The organism is Methylobacterium sp. BE186, assembly GCF_031457035.1.
GTDB classification, from domain to species: Bacteria; Pseudomonadota; Alphaproteobacteria; order Rhizobiales; family Beijerinckiaceae; genus Methylobacterium; species Methylobacterium segetis.
Map to the genome: position 1 here is coordinate 265010 of NZ_JAVDVV010000004.1, position 6438 is coordinate 271447.

Here is a 6438-nt window from a genome sequence, read left to right on the forward strand (position 1 = left end):
TCGGACGGCGAGCGACGATGCGGATGGGCTCCGGCGCGATGCCGGACGCGATCGCGGCCAGCAGCCAGAACGCGCTGGGGCGGCGACCGAGGGTGCGGCCGGGCTTCCTCGCAAAGGCGCTAGAGGGCGCCCTGAATCCGGTGCCCCGGCCGGGCCGCGTACGCATGATGGGCCGGATCATGGCCGGGATGACCGCCCGATGAGCATCCTCGCCCCGGAAGCCACCCTCGCCGAGCCGCCCCGGCTGTTGCCGGGAGGAGTCGGTCGCCGCATTCAGCGATCGGACGCGTGCGCCTAACCTCTCGCTGGGCGGGCCTGCAGGATTGCCGCCCGCACGAAGGGGCGTGTCAAGGAAGGGCCGGCATTGCGGGTCACGAGGTCGTTGGCACCGGGATGCCTTCGAACCGCTTTGCTGAGGCTCAGCCGGTAGCCTTCCTTGAACACGAACGGCGGGGTCATCCGATCCGCCAGGAAGGCGTCGACGGCCGCCTCCACCTCCGTGTCGCCGATGAGCTTGAGTCCGCACAGGGCTGCAGTCGTCAGAGTTTCCGTCATAACGGCAGCTTGGGCCAACCCGGTGCCTACGGCAACGTGGCAATCAGCCCTCGCAGCCAAGAGCCAGCCTCCGAAGGCGCGCCGAGACAGGAAGAAGTGGTGGGTCCCGGAGCCGAAGCTCCGGGTTCTGTTTCTACGGTTACCCTACCGCAAGATGCTTACGCCGCGAGGCGGGCATCCATGACAACGTTATCGTTGGCATTTAGAGTTTTGGTCAGGTACCTGAACCAGGGGTCTCCTGCGTCAGGCCGGTCGAGTCCTTACCGAAAGTCGCATCGTCTCTCGCCGAAGCGAGATAGAACTCGCGGTCCTTTTACCGTCCAGTCGATCCTATTTCGCCCCCAACAAAAGCACATCGCGATGTGCTCATGGTGGAGGCGCCGGGTACCGCCCCCGGGTCCTGAAACGTTATTACGAACCGGTCATCAACCTCGCGAGCTACCTACCCCATCGCAGGGGCAAAATCCAGCCGCCTATCGTTCCTCCAGCAGGTCGGCATCGCGCTCCCGGGGCGTTTACCGGGCTTCCGGGCTGTATCGTCGAGCCTGTCCCTGGCAGCGATGCGGCCCGCACATGCAGCGGCCGCGAGGGCGTACAGGCTGGACGGACACTCGGATTCAAGAATTCATGTCGGCTGGTCAGATTGCCCGAGCCGCGCCACCCACTATCCGCGAACGCGGCTCAAACATGAGGCTCTTTGGTGCATCCATCAGAAACGAGAAGAGAGATATCGGCAAGAACATCAGTGTTTTCCGGCCTAGCACCCGGCCGCGAGTGCGGCGACTGCGTGGCATGCTGCGAGGCCTTGGAAATCGATTGGGACGATCTGAAGAAGGAGGCCGGCGTCTTGTGTAAGCATAATACCGGGCGCGGCTGTAGCATTCACGGAGACCGCCCGAGCGGGTGCAGAACGTGGTTTTGCTTGTGGCGACGGATAGGAGAGCTGCCGGATGCAATGCGGCCGGACAGATCCGGCCTTATCATTTCAGTTGCTTGGCACAAACCGCCTCGCGAGGCCTTCGGAGAGCTTTGTATTATGATCCACTGTGTTGCCGATCCAGCGGCATTGCAGAGCTCTCTCGCAGAAGCGACGATTAGCATGTTTTCCAGGGAGGGCTCTCTGCCGGTTTATGCCGCTTTCGGCAGGCAGAGGACACTTGTTTCTCACCAACGATCGTGAGGATATGATCGACCGGATTGCGTGCAGCAAGCGAGGCGCCCAGACGTCGATTGCCGACGGGAGAGTGCATGGCACAGGTAGCTGAGTTCGGCGCCTCACTTCAGAGATCGTCCCTCGCCTTCAGGTGCTCGGCGAGGGCATTGTGGATCACGCTAGAGCGTCCGGATGAGGCGATGGAGTGCCCGAGTAGAGCTTGGGTGTCCGCGGGCATCCGCTGTGCCCCTTGCGATGGCCAAGTGTCAGGCGTCGATCACTCGCGTAAGCGCCGTACACGACCACCGCTCCGTGGCATGCCGGGCACCGCCTGGGTACCATCCGGTAGGTGCTGTGCGCCTCGGCAAGAGTTGCGGCCTTCCAGACGCCATCTGCCTTCACCTCGCACACGGTAGGGACTTTGGCTTTCATGCCGGCCTCATGCCAACCTAGTTCGGCGCAACCAAGGCGCTTATCGCTCAGGTTTGCTTCCGCGGCCGCACCGGAACCCCGTCGGTCTCCTCGGTGCAGAGGACGCTCGCACTCGGTGGCCTGACCGGAATGCGCTACAAGCCGTCAGACTAAGCAACGGCCTGGTTTGCCCATGCTTATAACCGGGCGAGAACCTCTTCGGTCTGAACAATCACAAAATCTCCATCCGATGTCTGGGCAAGTGGGCGCCAATCAGCTTGGATGTCTTCCGTCGATCGACCAGCGGATAGAGCAAGGGGATGGCCGGGAGCATCAGGTAGGTGACCCCGGTCACCACGTTAGAAGGACGCTTGACTGCCTGCGGCCAACAAGCCTCAGGGCATGGTAGGATAAGACCGGACGCGCGTCCGCCCCTCGACAGCACCGGCTGGTGACAGACCCGCTCCAGACGTCGAACCGGTCGGCCCGCTGCCTTCCGCGACAGTCGGTGCGGTCCAGCCTTCCGATCGCCAGGTTTGAGCCCGCTCATGCACATCCACCGAGCCGTGCTGCTCCAGGATATCCATGACCGCAACAGAGCGAGCGTCATCGGCCCGGACGGTGACGAGGGTGCCACCCCGCCGCACACCCTCCGAATAGGTGTGAGCGTCGGCCTCATTGACGCCGGCTCCGGTCAGACCACCGATGAGGCCGCCGGCAGCTGCACCGATGCCTGCGCCCGTCAGGGTTGTGACGAGCCAACCGGCTGCCACCACAGGCCCAACGCCGGGGATGGCCATGAGACCAAGTCCGGTCAGAAGGCCCAGTGCACCTCCCGCCAGCGTACCGAGTGTTGCCCCAGTTCCCGCACCGGTCTCGGCGCCTTGCTTGGCCTCGTGACGATCTCCATCACTGCGACGGGTCAGGCCTGAATGGCGATCTCCCTCATTGTTGGCGACGATGCTGATGTCGGAGTGCGGGACGCCTGCTGCTTCGAGCTTTGTGACAGCGGCGCTCGCATCATCGTAGCGATCGAAGAGAGCAGTAATGGTTTGCTGAGCCAAGGCGGCCTCCTGTGTTCTCGTTTTTGGGTCTGTGCTCGGCGTCGAGCGTCACTGCGCTGCGACGTTGCCCTTGAAGTCCACGCCGATCTTGACGGACTTGCCATCGAGCATCGCCGTGCCGCGCCAGATGCCCTTGTCGTCTTTCTTGAGGTCTTTCACGTCCTTGTAGCCCGCGTCCTCAAGGCGCTTTCGGGTCTGCGCCTCGGTGAAGCTGTTGGAGCCCTCTTCGAGCTTGGCGCTGGACGCAGCGCCGGTGGTGGCGGGGTTCTTCGCATCCGGCCTGTCGGTGTTCGGACGTGTGACGGCCTGCTGGCCACCGGACTTCTCGCTAGTCTCGGCGCCGGATGCGGGTTTGCCCGTCACAGTCGTCTGCGCAAGCGCTGGGCTGACGCTGAGCATGGTCAGCATCGCGAGAGTGGTGAGTGTCTGGCGCATAGGCTCCCTCCAAGAGTAGTCGCCCCCTCAATGCGGGGTGCTGAGAAACCGTTCCAAAAAGTTATCGCGGGCTACCAAGACCTAGCGTGACATTCGCTGTGCCGGATGGAGTAGTAGCTCGGTCCGTCAAGGGCTTGGATTAAGCAATGCGCCTCAGCGTGCACGCGCGTTTTGGCTGAGGAACTTTGCTGGGCGTCTGCGGCGACACATCTGTTCCTGCAGCGCCCTTCAAGAAAATGCGCTTTAGTGCGGAGCTTCCGGCCACTGCATCGCGTTGATCGAGGCCTTCCCCACCGCCTTGCGAGACAAGCCATGCCACTGGACGTTCGCTCAGAACTTAGGCGACCGGTCACGCTGGCGCTTGCGGCTCTTGCCGGGCTGCTTCTCCTCACCACGATCGTTTTAGCCGTCGTTCGATCTCAGGACCGCCGCCAGCATCAGGATGAGGTCGCGGGTCTCCTCGGCGTTCAGGCGGCCATTCAGGCCGACTTTGATCGCCTGAAATCGCTGGCCGGTACGGCGACGGAGGTGCAGACCCGCATCGTCACCGGGGAGCGGCACATCCAAGACGCCAGCCAAACTCTCGCACTGACCCGCGCCCAGATATCCAGCCTAGAGGAGCGCCGGGCAGAGGCCGAGCGCAAGGCTGTGGAGATCGAACAGGTAACGGCAGCGCAGAGCCAGCGGCTCTCCGCCTTGGAGACGCAGGGGCAACAGGCGGAGCAAAGCCTGAAAGCCCTCCAAGCCGCTGCAGCCCTCGCGGAACAGACAGCGAGCACCCACACGCAAGACCTTGCGGCGAGTGGGCGCCGCCTTGAGGAAGCCCGTCAGCAGGAAGCCAAGCTGCGCAAAGACATTGCGACGCTCACGCAAGAGGCGAGCACCAAGGGTACTGCGATCTCGGAAGCCGAACAGCGCCAGCGGCAAGCTCGCTCTGAGATGGAAGCGGCACAGCGGGATCTCACCGGAGCCCGAGCGGAGGCCGAGCGGCTGTCGCAGCAGCGGACTGAGCTTCAGCAAGCCATCACCCTGCTGACAGCCAGCCGGGAAAGACTGACGGCTGAGAGCAAACAGGCTGAGCAGCAGACCCAGCAGGCGCGGGACCAGCTCGGAGAGGTTCGCCAGCAGGAGGCGAAGCTGCGCAACGATCTCACGACCCTAGGTCAGGAGTTGGCAGCGCGAACTGCTGACCTGAAGCAGCGCGAGCAGCAAATCCAGCAGGCCCAGGACAGGCTCGCATCGGCGCAGAAGGAGGTCGCTGCTGTGCAGGCAGAGCGCGACCGTCTTGCTGCTGAACGGGGTCAGACCGGGGAGACCATCAAGAAGCTGAGCGGTGACCGCCAGCGCCAAGCGTCTGAGCTGGAAGCGCTCCAGAAGCGGCAGGCAGAGGCACAGGCTCAGCTCGCAACACTCACGGAGAATATGGCTGCACGGAACAAAGAATTGGCAACCGTTGAGGAACGCCTGAAGTCCACCCGCCAGGAACTCGCGAATGCGCAGAGCAAGCTTGCTGAAACCCGCCAGCAGCTCTCGGATCAGCCAGCCTCATCGCAGCCTGCCCAACGGGGACCGGCAGCACCCGAGCCGAAGCCGGCCGAGTTGCTGAAGTAGGCGCGAGAGACTTGGAGAACGGGGCGGGTGGCCGTGCTGTTGGTTTACCACAAGGCCAACAAGGAGGATCACCAGCTGGTCGGCTCTCGGGGCTAGTGGGGCCAGAGGCAGGCTCAGTAATCTGGAGCTATGGCCGCGAGCGGAGCGAGGCTGGTATGGGCGCAGAGCGCTCTGGATGCTGGTGCCGCAGGGACTATCAAACTGAGAACGTCCTCCGCGTAGAGCCGTTCTCATCTCGGATGACGAGCTTCCAGTTGTCTCCCTTCTCATCGATTTCTCCGCTGGCCCGCATCTCTCGCAAACCCTCCAGCGCCTCGACGATGGCTTCATTCAGATCGGCAGCCAGCACGCCCTCAGTGTCGAATAGAGTAGTTCGACCATCCGTTAGATCGAAATAAAACCTCCGCACCATCGATCATCTGGTCTCCGGCCTCCGCGATACGAATCGGAAACCCAGGCGATGGAGTTGGTCGAAGGGCGCCATGTGTCGTCAACCAGCCCATCGGTTGATGCACGCTGGCCAGCATGACTCTTCAGGGTTAAGTGTGGTATTAGTTTCACTGTACGGTCCGGTGAGGCAGCCATCTTTTCTTCGGAGCGAATGGCCTCGGTTCATCGAGGCGTCAGCTTGGAGTTCTGGACGATGGGCTATGCGAGTGTGCCAGCGGGCGAAGATCAGCCATCAGACAGCTCCCTCAGAAAGGCCGAGGTCCGAACCCACGTTCGATACGTGGTGCGGAAGCTGGTTGTTTGGTTGTCGAGTCAAGGTCGGAAGGCCTCGAACTGTGCCCCCGAGGTTCCCAGTCAGGAGGGGACCTAAGCAAACCATCCTTGCCGGCACGGTTCACGAGCACCGGTAGAGTGATGTTCGCGTGAGGGGCGGCCTACTGGTGGAAACAGGCGATCGCGAGGCCAGTCTCGACTATCTCTGGCAGGGCAAGATACCCAACTTGAAGGCGCTTGATCCCCTGACGGCATGCAGCGTTGCGCAGCACCACTTAACCGATCTTCTCGACCTCCGCCGGAGCGGTATTCGGACTGGGAGATGCTCCGGAGCATTCTTCATGTTCCCTATCGTGGTGCGAATTGGCCGGAGAGCCGGCGACGAGCAGCGGCTAGGAGCCTGTCCGAGTAACGGGGTCTGAGGCCGGGGTTAGAGGGTGCGAGACCCGAGCAGAGGCTCCGGCTTAGCGGGCTCAGCGGCCGGCC

General features: G+C 62.9%; 5 protein-coding genes and 1 other RNA gene. 1 reads left to right on the plus strand and 5 read right to left on the minus strand.

The genetic code is table 11. The annotated features are described in order from the left end of the window. Positions 1-294: 294 nt before the first annotated feature. From J2X36_RS07085 to J2X36_RS07100, 4 genes are all read right to left on the minus strand, one after another. Entirely contained in the window at positions 295-555 is a 261-nt protein-coding gene (locus J2X36_RS07085; protein WP_310347614.1) for a hypothetical protein, read from the minus strand. Positions 556-680: 125 nt separating this feature from the next. Beyond that, positions 681-1002, minus strand: a transfer-messenger RNA (tmRNA) gene (ssrA, locus tag J2X36_RS07090). 1512 nt (positions 1003-2514) lie between these two features. Beyond that, positions 2515-3183 (minus strand): general stress protein, encoded by a 669-nt coding sequence (locus tag J2X36_RS07095; protein ID WP_310347616.1) that lies wholly within the window; start codon positions 3181-3183, stop codon positions 2515-2517. 48 nt (positions 3184-3231) lie between these two features. Further along, positions 3232-3618, minus strand: coding sequence for a PepSY domain-containing protein (locus J2X36_RS07100; protein WP_132253348.1), 387 nt, complete (start codon positions 3616-3618; stop codon positions 3232-3234). A gap of 312 nt (positions 3619-3930) precedes the next feature. On the opposite strand from J2X36_RS07100, the gene J2X36_RS07105 reads away from it, so the two are divergent. After that, entirely contained in the window at positions 3931-5229 is a 1299-nt protein-coding gene (locus J2X36_RS07105) for a chromosome partitioning protein ParA (protein ID WP_310347619.1), read from the plus strand. A gap of 196 nt (positions 5230-5425) precedes the next feature. Here J2X36_RS07105 and J2X36_RS07110 read toward each other — a convergent pair whose 3' ends face one another. Beyond that, positions 5426-5641, minus strand: a complete 216-nt coding sequence (locus J2X36_RS07110; RefSeq protein ID WP_310347621.1) for a DUF6894 family protein — start codon at positions 5639-5641, stop codon at positions 5426-5428. Positions 5642-6438 lie beyond the last annotated feature (797 nt).